The following is a 15,761-nucleotide window of genomic DNA, read 5'->3' on the forward strand; positions in this document are numbered from 1 at the left end:
TGTCGCTGCGCTCGGAGACGCTGCACGCCGCGGGACTGCTGCTCGTCGAGCACGAGCTCGACGTCCCGCTCGACCACGCCGACCCCGACGGGCCGACGATCACGGTCTTCGCCCGCGAGGTCGCCGACCCCGGTCCCGGCGGCCGCGACCGGCCGTTCCTGGTCTACCTCCAGGGCGGCCCGGGGTCGGAGGCACCGCGGCCGACCCGGCTGCCCACGAGCCCGGCCTGGCTCGACCGGGCGCTGCGCGACTACCGGGTGCTGATGCTCGACCAGCGCGGCACCGGACGCTCGTCCCCCATCGGTTCGCTGCCCGGGCTCACGCCCGCCGAGCAGGCGGGGTACCTCGTGCACTTCCGTGCCGACTCGATCGTCCGCGACTGCGAGGCGGTCCGCGAGGCCCTCGGGGTCGACACCTGGAGCGTGCTCGGCCAGTCGTTCGGCGGCTTCTGCACGCTGACCTACCTGTCGCTCGCGCCGGGGTCGCTGCGCGAGGCGTTCTTCACCGGCGGCGTGCCGCCGGTCGGGCGGCCGGTCGACGAGGTCTACGCGACGACGTACGCCACCATGCGCGAGCGCAACCGCCGCTACCACGCGACCTACCCCGGCGACCGGCGGCGGCTCCGCGCGGTCCTCGACCGCGCCGCGGCCGGGGACCTGGTGCTTCCCACCGGCGACGTCATCACGCCGCGGTGGTTCCGCCAGGTGGGCAACATGCTCGGGATGAGCGACGGCGCCGCCCGGCTGCACTACCTGCTGGAGCTCGACCCCGACAGCCCGGCGTTCCTGCACGACCTGACCGGCGCGCTGCCCTTCCACGGCCGCAACCCGTTGTACGTCGTGATCCACGAGGCCTGCTACGCCGACGGGCAGGCGACCCGCTGGTCGGCGCAGCGGACGATGCCCGACGACTTCCACGAGGACGACACGCTGCTCACCGGCGAGCACGTCTTCCCCTGGTGCTTCGAGGACGTCGGCGAGCTCCGCCCGCTGCGCGAGGCGGCCGACCTGCTCGCCGAGCACGAGTGGCCGCGGCTCTACGACCCCGAGGTGCTGGCCTCCGTCGACGTGCCGGCCGCCGCCGCGGTCTACGCCGAGGACCCCTACGTCCACCTCGACTACTCGCTCGAGACCGCCGAGCTGGTGCCGACGCTGCGACCGTGGGTCACCAACGAGTACGAGCACAACGGCCTGCGCGTCGACGGGGAGCGGGTGCTCGACCGGCTGATCGGGATGGCCCGCGGGCAGGTGTGAACCGCCGCGGGGGCGCCGGCTCAGTCGATGTCGAAAACGAACAGGGCGTGGTCGAGCGGGTCACCCGGCGCGCGGAGGTCGTAGCCGTCGGACACCCACAGCCGGCCCTTCACCAGCTCGACGGCCCGGGCATCGAGCACGCCCCAGGGCGACAGGTCGAACGACCAGCCCGGGACGATGCTGCGGCTCGCCCAGTCGATCAGGCTCACCGTCGCCGGGTAGCGGGCGACCAGGAGACCGGCCCCGTCGCGGGTGAACGTCATGCCCATCGCCCCGGTCAGGCCCGGGACGGCGACCGGTGAGCCCACCTTGTTGTGCTTGTACCGGTAGGACCAGATCGTCCGGTCGAGCCCGACGTACAGCTCCTTGTCGGCCGGGTTCCACGCCGCGGCGGTGAAGTCGCTGCCGACCGGGAGGGACTGGTAGGAGTCGAGCCGGAGCTTGCCGCGCTTCCGGTCCAGCCGGAACACCGCCGGCTTCGCGTTCGGTGAGGAGCTGCCGGAGAACACGAAGAGCTGGTCCTTCTTGCGGTCGTAGGCGACGGCCTCCAGGTCGCCCACCCGGCTCTGGCCGGCGTGGTGGCGGCCGCCCTTCTTCCGCACGCCGGCCAGGTCGTCGTGGTTGAGGGTGCGCCGCAGGTGCCCGGTGCGGGTGTCGACCGCGAAGAGCTTCTTGCCGTCGTCGTCGACGATCCACAGCGTCCGGTCCCGGGGGACGTAGCCGGACCCCTCGTTGTCCAGCATGGACCGGTGACTGCCGGCGAACGGAGACGTCCGCACGACCTTCGCCAGCTCCAGCACGGGGGACGACGTGGCGGGAATCGCCCGGACCGGGGCGCTCGGTGCCAGCAGGGCGGTGACCAGGATCGCGACGGCGGCCGCACCGGCCCGGAGGGCGCGGCCCCGGCGGCGGCGCTCAGCCGTCCTGCTCGACAGCCACATCGCGGATGTCCCGATCCATCAGCGGGTGCGGGCCCACCACCCGCGTCGGTCGGACGTGCAGGGAGACCCCGCGTGGCGCGTGGTTCGGTCCGGCGGCCAGGCCGGCGGACAGGGCGTGGGGAAGCATCGCAGTCTCCTCGGGTGGGGGCTCCCGGACCTCCACCGTCTCCCGAGGTCGCCGCGGTGCCCATGACCCCACGGGGCCATTTCGGCTACCGCCCGTCCGGTACTCCCAGCCCGCGGAGCGCCATCGTCGCCAGCAGCGCGTGCATCCGCCGCTCGGGGAGCACGGCGCTGTGCGGGGTCGAGTTGATCAGGCCGAACGTCGCGTGCGCCCGCGCCCGCGCCTCCGCGCGACCGAGGCCCGGCTCGGCCTCCCGCATGCGGCTCACCCAGAGGTCGACGTACCGCCGCTGGAGCGAGCGCACCCGCTCTCGCGCCGCCTCGGGCAGCGAGTCCCAGTCGCGGTCCTGCACGACGATCAGCGGCTTGTTGTGCAGGGCGAACTCGACGTGCCAGTCCACCAGCGCGGCCAGCGCACGCTGCGGGTCGTCCTCGTCCCGGGAGCGCGCGCGTCCGACGCGCAGCAGCTCCTCGCTGATGCTGACCAGCATCTCGGCGAGCATCGCGTCCTTGGACGGGAAGTGCTTGTACAGCGCCGGGCCGGAGATCCCGCACGCCGCGCCCAGGTCGGCGACGGAGACGCCGTGGAAGCCGCGGCGGGCGAACAGCTCGGCCGCGGTCGCCAGGATCTCGTCGCGACGGCCCACGCCGCTGAGGTTAACGGACGTTCACCCGCCGGCCGTGCCATTGACCGCCGGTCGAACCCGCTCGGACGATCGAGGCACCACCAGACACCAAGGACAGGGAGCACCGATGCAGGCAGAGGAGCTGGCCGAGCGCGTCTTCGCGTCGGTCCTCGGCGCGTTCGAGACCGTGAGCATCCACCTCGGCGACCAGCTCGGGGTCTACCGGTACCTGCACGACCACGGCGCGGCCGGCGAGGCCGAGGTCGCGGAGGCGTGCGGGATGGCGCCGCGCTACGCCCGGGAGTGGCTGGAGCAGCAGACCGTGGCCGGGATCCTCGAGGTGGACGACCCGGCCCTGCCGGCGGAGGAGCGGCGCTACACCCTGCCGGCCGACCACGCCCCGGTGCTCGTCGACCGTGACCACCTGCTGCACAGCGCGCCCTTCGCCCGCCTCTTCACCGCCTGCGCCGTGCAGGTCCCGGCGCTGACCGAGGCCTACCGCACCGGCGGCGGGGTCGGCTGGAGCACGTACGGCGAGCTCATGCGGACCGCCCAGGCGGACGCCAACCGTCCGCTCTTCCTGGGGCCGCTCGGCAGCGAGCTGCTACCGGCGCTGCCCGACGTGCATGCCCGGCTCAGCGACGGCGGCTCGGTCGCCGACCTCGGCTGCGGCGAGGGCTGGTCGTCCATCGGGATCGCCCGCGCCTACCCCGACGCCCGCGTCGACGGCTACGACATCGACCCGGACTCGGTCGAGGCGGCCCGGCGCAACGCCGGCGGGGCCGGTGTGGACGGCCGGGTCACGTTCACGCTCGTGGACGGCGCGGCGGTCGAGCCCGAGACCCCCTATGACCTGGTCACCCTCTTCGAGTGCGTGCACGACATGCCCGACCCGGTCAGCGTGCTCGCGGGCGCCCGGCGGCTCGTCGCCGCCGACGGCACGGTGCTGGTGATGGACGAGAAGGTCGCCGAGGAGTTCCCCGGCGCCGGCGACGAGATCGAGCGGATCATGTACGGCTACTCGCTGCTCGTCTGCCTGCCCGACGGCCTCTCCCACCCCGGCTCGGTCGGCACCGGCACCGTGATGCGGCCGTCCACCCTGGCGTCGTACGCCGTCGACGCCGGCTTCAGCGGGATCGAGGTGCTCCCGCTCGAGCACGACGTCTTCCGGTTCTACCGCCTGCGGCTCTGACACCCGAGCCGTGCCGGTGGACGACCGAGGTTAACGGTTGCTAACCTCGGCGCATGTCCACGGAGATGCGCGCGCTCGTCGACGACCTGCGCGACCGCCTCGCGACCGCGCGGCTCGGCGGCAGCGAGTCCGCCCGCACGAAGCACCTCGACCGCGGCAAGCTGCTGGTCCGCGACCGCGTCGACCGGCTGCTCGACCCCGGCAGCCCGTTCCTGGAGCTGAGCCCGCTCGCCGCGACCGGGATGTACGACGACGCGGTCCCCGCGGCCGGAGTGGTCACCGGGATCGGCCGGGTGAGCGGCCGCGAGGTCGTGGTCGTCGCCAACGACGCGACGGTCAAGGGCGGCACCTACTACCCGGTCACGGTCAAGAAGCACCTGCGCGCCCAGGAGGTCGCCCGCGCCAACCGGCTGCCGTGCGTCTACCTCGTCGACAGCGGCGGCGCGTTCCTGCCGATGCAGGACGACGTGTTCCCCGACAAGGAGCACTTCGGCCGGATCTTCTTCAACCAGGCCAACCTCTCCGCCCAGGGCATCCCGCAGGTCGCCGCGGTGATGGGCTCGTGCACCGCGGGCGGGGCGTACGTCCCGGCGATGTCCGACGAGACCGTGATCGTCAAGGAGCAGGGCACGATCTTCCTCGGCGGCCCGCCGCTGGTGAAGGCCGCGACGGGCGAGGTCGTCACCGCCGAGGAGCTCGGCGGCGGCGACGTGCACGCCCGCAAGTCCGGGGTGGTCGACCACCTCGCGGACGACGACGCCCACGCGCTGCGGATCGTGCGCAGCATCGTCGGGACGTTCGGCCGGGACATGGTCTCGACAAGCTCGACCACCCGAGGCGACGGCTCGACCATCCGGGTGGAGGAGCCGCTCGAGGACCCCGAGGGCCTGTACGACGTGGTGCCGACCGACTCCCGCACGCCGTACGACGTGCGCGAGGTGATCCGCCGGGTCGTCGACGCCAGCCGCTTCCACGAGTTCAAGGCGTTGTACGGCGAGACGCTGGTCTGCGGCTTCGCGAAGATCTGGGGTCACGACGTCGGCATCGTGGCCAACAACGGCATCCTGTTCAGCGAGTCGTCGCTGAAGGGCGCTCACTTCATCGAGCTGTGCAACCAGCGCGGCATCCCGCTGGTGTTCCTGCAGAACATCACCGGCTTCATGGTCGGTCGGGAGTACGAGAACGGCGGCATCGCCCGCGACGGCGCCAAGCTCGTGACCGCCGTGGCGTGCTCGGTGGTCCCGAAGTTCACCGTCGTCATCGGCGGCTCGTTCGGTGCCGGCAACTACGGCATGTGCGGCCGCGCCTACGACCCGCGCTTCCTCTGGATGTGGCCCAACGCCCGCATCTCCGTCATGGGTGGCGAGCAGGCCGCCTCGGTGCTCGCCACCGTCCGCCGCGACGGCCTCGAGGCGCGCGGCGAGCAGTGGTCGGCCGAGGACGAGGAGGCGTTCAAGGCGCCGATCCGCGACCAGTACGAGAGCCAGGGCTCGCCGTACTACTCCACCGCCCGGCTCTGGGACGACGGTGTGATCGACCCCGTCGACACCCGCCGCGTGCTCGGCATGGGTCTCGCGGTCGCCGCGCACGCGCCGGTGCCGGAGCCCTCGTACGGCGTCTTCCGGATGTAAGGGGATCCCTTGTTCGACTCAGTGCTCGTCGCCAATCGCGGCGAGATCGCCCTCCGGGTCATCCGCACCTGCCGCCGCCTCGGCGTGCGCAGCGTCGCGCTGTTCACCGACCTCGACGCGTCCGCGCCGCACGTCCGGGAGGCCGACGACGCGGTCCGGGTGCCGTCGTACCTCGACGTCGACGCGGTCGTGCAGGCCGCCGTCGACACCGGCGCCCAGGCCGTGCACCCCGGCTACGGTTTCCTCTCCGAGCGTGCGCCGTTCGCCCGCGCGCTCGACAAGGCGGGCATCGCGCTCGTCGGCCCGACCGCCGACGTGATGGACGCGATGGGCCGCAAGGACGCGGCCCGCGAGGTCGCCGTCGCCGCCGGTGTCCCCGTGGTGCCCCAGGGGGACCAGGCGTCGTTCCCGATCCTGGTCAAGGCCGCCGCCGGCGGCGGCGGCAAGGGCATGCGGATCGTGCGGTCCGCCGAGGAGTACGACGAGGCGGTCGCCGCGGCCAAGCGCGAGGCGGCGTCGGCATTCGGTGACGACAAGATGCTCGTCGAGAAGTACGTCGAGCGCGGCCGGCACATCGAGGTGCAGGTGCTCGCGGACACGCACGGCACGGTCCTGCACCTGTTCGAGCGCGACTGCTCCACGCAGCGCCGGCACCAGAAGGTGCTGGAGGAGGCGCCCGCCCCGACCATCGACGCCGCCCAGCGCGCGGCGATCACCTCGGCGGCCGTCTCCCTCGCGCGCGAGGTCGGCTACACCAACGCCGGCACCGTCGAGTTCCTCCTGGACGAGGCCACCGGCGAGTTCTACTTCCTGGAGATGAACACCCGCCTCCAGGTCGAGCACCCCGTCACCGAGCTCGTGTCCCTGGTCGGCGGCCGCAGCCTCGACCTCGTCGAGCACCAGCTGCGGGTCGCGGCCGGCGAGCCGCTGTCGTTCGCCCAGAACGACGTGGTGCTCACCGGGCACGCGATCGAGGCCCGGGTCTACGCCGAGGACTCCTTCGGCGGCTTCCTCCCGCAGGCCGGCCGCGCCGAGATCGTGCGCTGGCCGGACCGCCATGGCCACGCCCGCGTCGACCACGCCCTCGAGGACGGCCAGGTCGTGTCGACGGCGTACGACCCGATGCTCGGCAAGGTGATCGTGCACGGCGAGACCCGCGAGGCGGCGCGGCAGGCGCTGGTCCGGGCGCTCGACGAGACCGCGGTGCTCGGCCTCACCACCAACACCGGCTTCCTGCGCGCGCTGGTCGCGAGCGACGAGTTCCGCGACGCCACGATCCACACCGCCTGGCTGGACACCGCCACGGTCGAGCCGCCGACCGACGACGTCGCCCGCACGATCGCCGCGTGGGTCGACGGCGCCGTGCTCACCGGCGGCGACCCGCACCCGTTCCAGCTCGACGGCTGGCGGCACGGCGGCACCCCCGCCCCGGTCGTGATCGACCTGGACCGTCCCGTCGAGGTCGTCCGCGAGGGCGGCGGCCGCGGCACGGTCGACGGCGTCCGGGTCGCCCAGGTCTCGGCCGAGCAGCACGAGGTCGTCGCCTTCGTCGACGGCACCCGGCAGACCGCCGTCGTGAACAGCGGCGTCCACGGCGTCGAGGTCGTGCACCGGGGGCAGCGCTTCGTGTTCACCCGGCCCGACCCGTTCGCCGACCCCGTCGACACCGCCGGCGACGGCACCCTGGTCGCGCCGATGCCCGGCACCGTGCTCGACGTCCGGGTCGCCGAGGGCCAGCAGGTCGCCGAGGGCGACGTGCTCGGCGTGATGGAGGCGATGAAGATGGAGCTGTCGCTCAAGGCACCGCTCGCCGGCACCGTGACGACCGTCGGCGCCGCCGCGGGCGAGCAGGTCGCCCTGGGTGCGGTCCTGTTCGTCGTGGAGGGAGACACCGTCGATGCGTAGCCCGCAGCTGGTCCGCGACCCGTCGCTGCCCGAGCGGGTCACGATCTACGAGGTCGGCCCCCGCGACGGCCTGCAGAACGAGTCGACCGTCGTGCCCGTGGAGACCAAAGCGGCGTTCGTGAAGCGGCTCGTCGCCGCCGGGCTCCCGGTCGTGGAGGCCACGTCGTTCGTGCACCCGAAGTGGGTGCCGCAGCTGGCCGACGCCGCCGAGCTCCTGGACCTGCTCGTCGCCGACCTCGGCGACACCGCCCGCGAGATGCCGGTGCTCGTGCCCAACGAGCGCGGCTTGGACCGGGCGCTGGAGAAGGGCTCGCGGCACGTCGCGATCTTCGGCAGCGCCACCGAGACGTTCGCGCAGCGCAACCTCAACCGTTCGCTCGACGACCAGTTCACGATGTTCGAGCCGACCGTCGCCCGGGCGCGCGAGGCCGGGCTCGACGTCCGGGCGTACGTGTCGATGTGCTTCGGCGACCCCTGGGAGGGCGACGTACCCGTCGAGCAGGTGGTCGCCGTCGGCAAGCGGCTCTTCGACCTCGGCGCCTCGCAGCTCTCGCTCGGCGACACCATCGGGGTCGGCACGCCCGGCCACGTGGTCGCGCTGCTCGACGCGCTCAACACCGCCGGCCTCGGCGACGACGTGCTCGCCATGCACTTCCACGACACCTACGGCCAGGCGCTCTCCAACGCCGCCGCCGCGCTGCGCCACGGCGTCACGACGTTCGACGCCTCGGCCGGTGGCCTGGGCGGCTGCCCGTACGCCGAGAGCGCGACCGGCAACCTGGCCACCGAGGACCTGGTCTGGATGCTGCACGGCCTGGGGATCGAGACCGGCGTGGACCTGGACGGCCTGGTCGCGACGAGCGTCTGGATGGCCGGCGAGCTGGGCCGGCCCAGCCCGTCCCGGGTGGTCCAGGCGCTGGCCGGCTCCTAGCGGTCCCGCCGACCCGGCTCGAACCTCCCGCCCTGATCCGCCGACCCGGCTCGAACCTCCCGCCGGGAGTGCGCGAGTCGGCGCGTCCTGCCCTCGCGGAGGTGCCGAGTCGGCGCGTCCTGCCCCTCGTCGCCCGGCCGCGCCGGTCGCCGTACGGGAGGCTCTTCCCCAGGCGTCTGGACGCTTCCCACGCGGAATGCGCCTTGTGGAGCGTCCCTAACCCCGCGTTACAGCTGCCTGGGGTCACGACTGGCAGAATCGCCCGCATGACTCGTCGCGTGTACCTGCATGTCGGGGCGCCGAAGACGGGCACGACGTACCTCCAGGACCGGCTCGCGGCCAACCGCACCGAGCTCGCCCGCCACGACGTGCACTACCCGCTCGGCCTCCAGGCCAGCCACTTCAAGGCGGCCCTGGACCTCCTCGACGACGTCTCCTGGGGCGGCCAGCGGGAGGACGCGCGGGGCGAGTGGGACAAGCTCGTCGACCGGGTACGGCGCCACGACGGCACGGTGATCGTCTCCCACGAGATCCTCGCGGGCGCGAAGCCGGAGCAGGTCCGCAAGGCGATGGCCGACCTCGCCGGCGACGAGGTGCACCTGGTCTACTCCGCCCGCGACCTGGCCCGGCAGATCCCGGCCGAGTGGCAGGAGGGCATCAAGCACCGGCGGCGCCGGTCGTTCGCCCGGTTCCTCACCCAGGTGCAGTCGGCCCGGCGGCGCAACCCGTCGATGTGGTTCTGGAAGGCGCAGGGCCTCCCCGACGTGCTCGCCCGCTGGGGCGAGGGGCTGCCGCCCGAGCGGATCCACGTCGTGACGGTGCCGCAGTCGGGCGCGCCGCGCGACCTGCTGTGGGAGCGCTACTGCGAGGCGTTCGGCATCGACCCCGCCTGGGCGCCGGCCACGTCCGACCGCGAGAACGTCTCCATCGGCATCGCCGAGACCGCCCTGCTGCGCAAGCTCAACCGCCGGCTCAAGCGGGCCGGTCTCAAGGGCGACGACTACCGCCGCATCGTCCGCCAGCTGATGGTCCACGACACCCTCGCCCACCGCGAGGGGATGACCCGGGCCACGCTCCCGCCGGTCGCGTTCCCGTGGGCCGAGGAGGTCGCCGACGAGTGGGTCGAGTGGATCAAGGGCGCGGGCGTCGACGTCGTCGGTGACGTCGAGGAGCTCCGTCCGGTGCGTCCGCCCGAGGACGCCGTCTGGCAGAACCCCGACCGGCCCCGCCGCCGCGACGTCGCCGACGCCGCCGTGGACGCGCTGGTCGCGGTCACGCTCGAGGCCGCGAAACGTCCCGACCCGCACGACCAGCTCTCCGCCAAGCTCGGCCGGGCCGCCCGGCGGCTGCGCGGCCAGTGAGCGACCCCGCCCGCAGCTGGGTCGCGCACCTCCGGTCCGGCGGCAGCACGCCCTGGGCCGAGTGGCTGCGCTCCCCCGGTCCCGCCGGCGGCTACGACGGGCCGGTGCCGGGTGCCGCCCAGCTCGAGCTGGTACGACGTCTCGCCGGCGCGCGCCCGGCGGGCGTGGCCGACGCCGCGTTCACCACGCTCGCGGACCGTGCGCTGCGCCGCTCGGGCGTCGGCCGCGGCCAGCCCGACCTGCCGCTGCTGGTGCCGGGGCGGACCACGGCCCCGGGTGTCGGCGCGCCCCCGACCGACCCGGCCGACGTGCCGGTCGACGAGCTGCTGCGGATCGCCGTCGGCCTGCTCGCCGACGTCGTCGTCGAGGCCGGCCCGCTGCCCGCGCGCACCCTCCCGCAGCGCCGGCTGCTGCCGCGCCGCCGGTTCCACCTCGCCGGCGCCCCGGTCAGCGTCGACGCCCTGCGCACGTCCCTCGCCGCCGCCGGCGAGGTCGAGGGCGGCTGGTCCCCCGAGGTGCTCCTCGTCGTGCGACCGCTCGACGTGCACCTCGCCGAGGTGTGGAGCACCCGCGTCCAGCACGGCGCGCCCGTCCGCTGGGGCACCTTCGCCGGCCGCTGGGCGCGCCGCGACGTGCTGCCGCCGTCGGCGGACTTCCCGCGGATCGCCGCGCACTGGGCGGGCAAGGTCGGGCCGTCGCGCGTGCACGTCCTGGTCGACCCGACGCTCGCCGACGCGGCCCGGCTCGTGGGGCTGCGGCGCGCCCCTGCCGCCGCCCGCGACGGCTTCGACGTGCACGCGCTGCCACCGGCCGGCACCGAACTGCTCCGCCGGCTCAACCGGGTGCTCAACGTCCGGGTCCGCGACGACGAGCGCGAGGGCCTGGTGCGCCGCGCGCGGGCGCTGCTGCCCGCCCGGGCGGCCGCCCCGCTCGCGCTGCCGGAGCCGTACCGGGCCTGGGCCGAGCGCCGGGCCGAGGAGGTGGCCGCCACCCTGCGTGCCGGTGGCTACCCTGTGCACGGCGATCTCGCCGGGATCGCTCCCCGCCACCTGGGCGCCGCCGCTCCGCGACGGTCCGAGGTGCTCTCCGCGGCGCTGGAGACCTGCCTGGTCCTGGCCGCCGCCGACGGAGCCGGCGGGCGACCGAGCAGGGGTGCGGAAGGGACCGAGAGGTGACGGCCAAGGTCATCCTGCACGTCGGCGCCCCCAAGACCGGCACGTCGTACGTCCAGGACCTGCTGTTCACCCACCGCGAGGAGCTCGCGGCCGCCGGGACGCTCTACCCGGCCGACCGGTTCGACGCGCACTTCCTCGCCGCGCTCGACCTGATGGAGCTGCAGTGGGGCGGCCTGGAGAAGCAGGCCGTCGGCGCCTGGGACCGGCTCGCCGAGCAGGTGCGCGGCTGGGACGGCACCGTGATCGTCTCCCACGAGATCCTCGCGACCGCGACCCCGACGCAGGTACGCCGCGCGTTCGCGTCGTTCGGCGACGGCGTCGAGGTGCACGTGGTGCTGTCCGCACGCGACCTGGTCCGGCAGATCCCCGCCGAGTGGCAGGAGAACGTCAAGCACCGGCGGGTGGTCGGCTACCGCGACTTCCTCGACAAGATCACCGACCCCGCTCGCAAGGGCACCCTGGCGTCGTGGTTCTGGGGCGTCCAGGAGGTCCCCGACATCCTCGACCGCTGGGGCAGCTCTCTGCCGGCGTCGCAGGTGCACGTCGTCACGGTGCCGCCGCCCGGCGCCCCGCGCGGGCTGCTGTGGGAGCGGTTCGCCTCGGTGTTCGGCCTCGACGCCGCGACGTACGCCAAGCCCTCAGGCCGCGACAACCCCTCGATGGGCGTGCCCGAGACCGCGCTGATCCGGCGGATCAACGAGCGGGTCAACAACGGCGTGCTCGCCAACGAGGACTACCGGCAGTTCGTCCGTGAGCTGCTCGCCCACCAGCACCTCAGCCGCCGCACCGGCAGCCCGCGGCTCACCCTGCCGCCGGACGTCCGCGCCTGGGCGGAGGACCTGTCGGAGACCTGGATCAAGGTGCTCGCCGCCAAGGGGTACGACGTGGTCGGCTCGCTCGACGACCTGCGCCCGGCGCCCGCCTCGCGCTCGGAGGCGGAGGCGTCGTTCGCCGACCCCGACGCGCCCGACGAGGACCAGGTCGCCGAGGCCTCCCTCGACGCGATCGTCACCCTGCTGCAGGAGAACGCCCGGCTGCAGGCCCGTGAGCACGCCCTGCGCGAGGACGTGCACGCCGCCCACCGCGAGCTCGACCGGGTGCGCGGCCTGTGGTTCCGGGTCAAGCGCCGCCTCGTCCGTGAGGCCGACGGCAACGCCGTGCTGGGCCGGGCGCTGTCGTTCTACCGCCGGGTCCGCGGCAGCAGCTCGCGGTCGGCGTAGCGACCGATCGCCCAGGTCGCGAAGCCGTCGGTGCCGGCGCCGATGAGGCCTCCGACCACCGGGATGCGCCGGCCCACCAGCGTCGCCGCACGCTTGCCGGCGACCCGGGTGAGCAGCTCGGAGGTGACCTCGGCGGCCATCACCCGGTCGAGGTGCGGGTCGTGCGCCGGGGCGGTGGCGATCGCCATCGGCGGCGCCGGCAGCAGGCCCTTCTTCACCAGGCGCTGGACGTCGTCGTCGCCGAGGATGCAGCCGAGGATGGCGTTGCGCACGCGCGGGTCGTCGAGGTCGTAGCCGCGCAGGTGCGCGATGCCGGCGACCATCCGGCACTGGATCAGCGCCAGCCCCGCGATGTTGGCGGGCACCGCTACCGCGGCGGTCACCAGGCCGCCGAGGTTGGTCGCGAAGCCCTGCGCGCCGGCGTACCGGACGTGCTGCTCGATGATGTCCTTGATCGCCTCGTCGACGGCGCCGGCCGTGCCCGGGCCGCCGTGCTCGGCCAGTCGCCGCTCCGCGGTGACCGCGGCGGCGGGCAGCTTGCCCACGCCCGCGATCGCGCGGTGCAGCGCCTCCTGGATGAAGCCGGTCGTCAGCTCGGGCGCGAGCTTGTGGGCCTGCGGCCCCAGCCGGCCGGCGATCTCCCTGCCGATGCCCATGCGTCTCCTCCTGCGGTGTTCCTACTCAGACCCTAACGAGCCAGCACAATGGAACCCATGCCCGTCGAGCCCGCGCCGTCGCCGTGGATGTTCCCGGACCTGCGCGAGCTCGCGGGGTCCGGGTCGTCCGACGAGCCCGACGACCTCGTCGCGATGGGCGCCGACCTCGAGCCGGGCACGTTGCTCGCCGCCTACCGGTGCGGCCTCTTCCCGATGCCCGACCCCTCGACCAGCCAGATGCTCTGGTGGTCGCCCGTCGCGCGCGGCGTGCTCCCGCTGGACCGGCTGAAGGTCTCCCGCTCGCTGCGCCAGTCGGCGGCCAAGATGGAGGTCCGCGTGGACACCGCGTTCGTGGACGTGGTCACCGCGTGCGCCGACCCGGCGCGGGACAGCGGCTGGATCGACGGCGACATCGCGGCCGCCTACACCCACCTGCACGAGCTCGGCTGGGCGCACTCGGTCGAGGCCTGGCGTGACGGCGAGCTCGTCGGCGGCCTGTACGGCGTGGCGATCGGCGGCCTGTTCGCCGGTGAGTCGATGTTCCACACCCAGCGCGACGCCTCGAAGGTCGCGCTGCTCGGCCTGGTGGACCTGCTCCGCGACGAGCACGCCGGGCAGCGCCTGCTCGACGTGCAGTGGCAGACCCCGCACCTCGCGTCGCTGGGCGTCGTGGAGATCGCCCGTCCGGCCTACCTCGACTGCCTGTCCCGGGCGCTCGCCGTACCGCTTCCGAAGGAGCTCGCATGACCCGGACGGGCCATCCCGGGTTGAGCACGCGGGCTCTGTGACGGCGCGCGTCGGCGACGCACACTGAGGCCATGACCGCGTCCGTGCCCGCTTCCCCGCCTCGGCGCTGGCTGGCGCTGATCTGGATCGGCGCGGCCATCCCGACCGCGCTCGTCGCGCTGCTGCTGCTGGCGCTGTCGGAGCAGCACGATGCCCGCGTCGCGGGCTGGGTGCTGGCCGGGCTCGCGGTGACCGGGGTCGTGCTGGGCGGCTGGCTCACCGGTCGCGGGCGGCACGCGCCCCCCGCCGCCTCGCTGACGCTGAGCGGCGTGTGGGCGGTGGCCGCGCTCGCGCTCTGGACGACCCAGGACTTCCTGGCCGACCGGCTCTGGGTGAGCGGCGTCCCGCTCGTCGTCGCCGTGGTCACCGCCGTGGTGGCGGTGAAGGAGCGCGAGGGGCACTGACCCCCCGGGTCAGACGACCTGCGGCACGGCTCCGGTCTCGCTCACCATCGGCCGGCCCGCGGCCTCCCAGTCGAGCATGCCGCCGTCGAGGTTGACCGCGTCGTGGCCGGACTGGGCGAGGTACGCCACCGCGCGGGCCGAGCGCGACCCGACCTTGCAGACCACGAGCACCTGTCCCTCGGGTACGTCGGACACCCGCTCGGGCAGCGTCGAGAGCGGGATGTGCAGCGCGCCCTCGATGTGGCCGTGCACCCACTCGACCTGCTCGCGCACGTCGAGGACCGCGAGGCCCTCGGGCAGCGGGTCGGGGACGCCGGAGATCGAGACGGTGGGAACGTGCATGACACCGAAACTACTTGAGCAGCTTGGACATCCGTCGGTCGGCCAGGGGCTTGCCGCCGGTCTGGCAGGTCGCGCAGTACTGCAGCGACGAGTCGGCGAAGGACACCTCGCGCACCACGTCGCCACAGACCGGGCACGGGAGACCGGTGCGGCCGTGGACGGCCATGTTGCTCTTCTTCTCGCCCTTGAGGTCGGCGGCGGCGAGGCCGCGGGAGCGCTCGACGGCGTCGCCGAGGACCGTGCGGATGGCGTCGTACAGCGTCTGGAGGCGGTCGCCCTCGATCCCCGAGGCCGGCGCGAACGGCGAGATCTTCGCGGCGTGCAGCAGCTCGTCGGAGTAGGCGTTGCCGATGCCCGCGATCGTGCCCTGCTCGCGCAGCACGCCCTTGACCTGCGCGCGGCCGGCCTTCTGCAGGATCGCCGACAGCACGTCGATCGTGAACGCGTCGTCGAGCGGGTCGGGGCCGAGGCGGGCGACGCCCGGGACGTCCTGGGGGTCGCGGACGAGGTAGATCGCCAGGCTCTTCTTGGTGCCGGCCTCGGTGATGTCGAGCCCGGAGTCGTCGTCGAGCACGACCCGGGCGGCCAGCGGCGACTTGTTCGACGGGCGCGGCGGCGTCGCGGGCACCTCGTCCTTCCAGCGGATCCAGCCGGCGCGGGCCAGGTGCACGACCAGGTGCAGCCCGGACACGTCGAAGTCGAGGAACTTCCCGTGCCGGCCGACCCCGTCGACCATCAGGCCGTTGAGCGCGGACAGCGGCGGGTCGAACGTCTTCAACGCGCTGAACGCCGCCAGGTCGACACGCGCAACCGCCCGGTCCTTCAGGCGACCGGCCAGGTCCAGGGCGAGGCCTTCGACCTCGGGCAGCTCCGGCACGCTGTCAGCCTAGAGCCTGGCTAGGCCAGCCGGAGGGTGTCGTCGCCCGCGGCCGGACCGTCCAGCTCGTGCAGGTCGTCGGCGTCCTCGTCGAAGACGGACTCGAGCAGCCCCCGGTAGCGGTGGTACGACGTCTGCAGCCCGCCGCGGAGCACGTCGATCAGCTGCGGCACCTCGTCGATGCGGAGCCGGAAGGTCCCCGAGCAGGTCCGGCCGCGCCACAGCGACAGCACGACCACGTCGGCCTCGGGGTGCCAGGAGACCCGCATCCCCCGGCCGTCACCGCGCGCGTCGAGGAACACCTCGCCGGACGAGGGGAGCGGGGACGGACGCCACAT

Annotated in this window: 17 protein-coding genes; 10 read left to right on the forward strand and 7 right to left on the reverse strand. The window is 73.9% G+C overall.

Going from position 1 to position 15,761, the window contains the following annotated elements; genetic code table 11:
- Positions 1-5: 5 nt before the first annotated feature.
- Positions 6-1,253: an alpha/beta fold hydrolase gene (locus ETU37_RS18230; RefSeq protein ID WP_129988816.1), complete on the forward strand. Its 1,248-nt coding sequence runs from the start codon at positions 6-8 to the stop codon at positions 1,251-1,253.
- A 20-nt stretch (positions 1,254-1,273) separates the two neighbouring features.
- Here the strand turns inward: ETU37_RS18230 and ETU37_RS18235 are convergent, their stop codons facing one another.
- The 3 genes from ETU37_RS18235 to ETU37_RS18240 form a co-directional block, all read right to left on the reverse strand.
- Positions 1,274-2,194 carry an SdiA-regulated/phytase-like domain-containing protein gene (locus tag ETU37_RS18235; RefSeq protein WP_129988751.1) on the reverse strand — a complete coding sequence of 307 codons (921 nt, stop codon included), beginning with the start codon at positions 2,192-2,194 and terminating at the stop codon, positions 1,274-1,276.
- Positions 2,169-2,321, reverse strand: a complete 153-nt coding sequence (locus tag ETU37_RS23320; protein ID WP_165372593.1) for a hypothetical protein — start codon at positions 2,319-2,321, stop codon at positions 2,169-2,171. The genes ETU37_RS18235 and ETU37_RS23320 overlap by 26 nt, the downstream gene beginning before the upstream one ends.
- 85 nt (positions 2,322-2,406) lie before the next feature.
- Positions 2,407-2,964 carry an SACE_7040 family transcriptional regulator gene (locus tag ETU37_RS18240; protein ID WP_129988752.1) on the reverse strand — a complete coding sequence of 186 codons (558 nt, stop codon included), beginning with the start codon at positions 2,962-2,964 and terminating at the stop codon, positions 2,407-2,409.
- A gap of 106 nt (positions 2,965-3,070) precedes the next feature.
- Here ETU37_RS18240 and ETU37_RS18245 point away from each other — a divergent pair, with 106 nt between their 5' ends.
- The 7 genes from ETU37_RS18245 to ETU37_RS18275 all read left to right on the forward strand — a co-directional run bounded on the left by ETU37_RS18245 (position 3,071) and on the right by ETU37_RS18275 (position 12,358).
- A complete protein-coding gene (locus ETU37_RS18245) occupies positions 3,071-4,135 on the forward strand; it encodes a class I SAM-dependent methyltransferase (RefSeq protein ID WP_129988753.1) in 1,065 nt (354 codons plus the stop codon).
- A gap of 53 nt (positions 4,136-4,188) precedes the next feature.
- Entirely contained in the window at positions 4,189-5,766 is a 1,578-nt protein-coding gene (locus ETU37_RS18250) for a carboxyl transferase domain-containing protein (protein WP_129988754.1), read from the forward strand.
- 9 nt (positions 5,767-5,775) lie between these two features.
- Entirely contained in the window at positions 5,776-7,671 is a 1,896-nt protein-coding gene (locus tag ETU37_RS18255) for an acetyl/propionyl/methylcrotonyl-CoA carboxylase subunit alpha (RefSeq protein ID WP_129988755.1), read from the forward strand.
- Positions 7,664-8,602: a hydroxymethylglutaryl-CoA lyase gene (locus tag ETU37_RS18260; protein WP_129988756.1), complete on the forward strand. Its 939-nt coding sequence runs from the start codon at positions 7,664-7,666 to the stop codon at positions 8,600-8,602. Before ETU37_RS18255 ends, ETU37_RS18260 begins: the two co-directional genes overlap by 8 nt.
- A 266-nt stretch (positions 8,603-8,868) precedes the next feature.
- Positions 8,869-9,963 (forward strand): hypothetical protein, encoded by a 1,095-nt coding sequence (locus tag ETU37_RS18265; RefSeq protein ID WP_129988757.1) that lies wholly within the window; start codon positions 8,869-8,871, stop codon positions 9,961-9,963.
- Positions 9,960-11,138 carry a hypothetical protein gene (locus tag ETU37_RS18270; protein ID WP_129988758.1) on the forward strand — a complete coding sequence of 393 codons (1,179 nt, stop codon included), beginning with the start codon at positions 9,960-9,962 and terminating at the stop codon, positions 11,136-11,138. The genes ETU37_RS18265 and ETU37_RS18270 overlap by 4 nt, the downstream gene beginning before the upstream one ends.
- Positions 11,135-12,358 (forward strand): hypothetical protein, encoded by a 1,224-nt coding sequence (locus ETU37_RS18275; protein ID WP_129988759.1) that lies wholly within the window; start codon positions 11,135-11,137, stop codon positions 12,356-12,358. Before ETU37_RS18270 ends, ETU37_RS18275 begins: the two co-directional genes overlap by 4 nt.
- On the opposite strand, the gene ETU37_RS18280 is transcribed toward ETU37_RS18275, so the two are convergent.
- Positions 12,319-13,014, reverse strand: coding sequence for an EcsC family protein (locus ETU37_RS18280; RefSeq protein WP_129988760.1), 696 nt, complete (start codon positions 13,012-13,014; stop codon positions 12,319-12,321). The genes ETU37_RS18275 and ETU37_RS18280 overlap by 40 nt on opposite strands.
- A gap of 57 nt (positions 13,015-13,071) precedes the next feature.
- Here ETU37_RS18280 and aat point away from each other — a divergent pair, with 57 nt between their 5' ends.
- A complete protein-coding gene (aat, locus tag ETU37_RS18285; protein ID WP_129988761.1) occupies positions 13,072-13,761 on the forward strand; it encodes a leucyl/phenylalanyl-tRNA--protein transferase in 690 nt (229 codons plus the stop codon).
- Between the two features lie 71 nt (positions 13,762-13,832).
- Entirely contained in the window at positions 13,833-14,204 is a 372-nt protein-coding gene (locus ETU37_RS18290; protein ID WP_129988762.1) for a hypothetical protein, read from the forward strand.
- Positions 14,205-14,213: 9 nt separating this feature from the next.
- On the opposite strand, the gene ETU37_RS18295 is transcribed toward ETU37_RS18290, so the two are convergent.
- Genes ETU37_RS18295 through ETU37_RS18305 form a run of 3 tightly spaced genes read right to left on the reverse strand, consistent with a single transcriptional unit; the run spans position 14,214 to position 15,761 of the window.
- On the reverse strand, positions 14,214-14,546 hold the full coding sequence (locus tag ETU37_RS18295) for a rhodanese-like domain-containing protein (RefSeq protein ID WP_129988763.1): 333 nt from the start codon (positions 14,544-14,546) through the stop codon (positions 14,214-14,216).
- A 10-nt stretch (positions 14,547-14,556) separates the two neighbouring features.
- Positions 14,557-15,423 (reverse strand): Fpg/Nei family DNA glycosylase, encoded by an 867-nt coding sequence (locus tag ETU37_RS18300; RefSeq protein WP_129988764.1) that lies wholly within the window; start codon positions 15,421-15,423, stop codon positions 14,557-14,559.
- Positions 15,424-15,443: 20 nt separating this feature from the next.
- Entirely contained in the window at positions 15,444-15,761 is a 318-nt protein-coding gene (locus ETU37_RS18305; RefSeq protein ID WP_129988765.1) for a hypothetical protein, read from the reverse strand.

This window comes from Nocardioides iriomotensis (assembly GCF_004168035.1).
GTDB classification, from domain to species: Bacteria; Actinomycetota; Actinomycetes; order Propionibacteriales; family Nocardioidaceae; genus Nocardioides_B; species Nocardioides_B iriomotensis.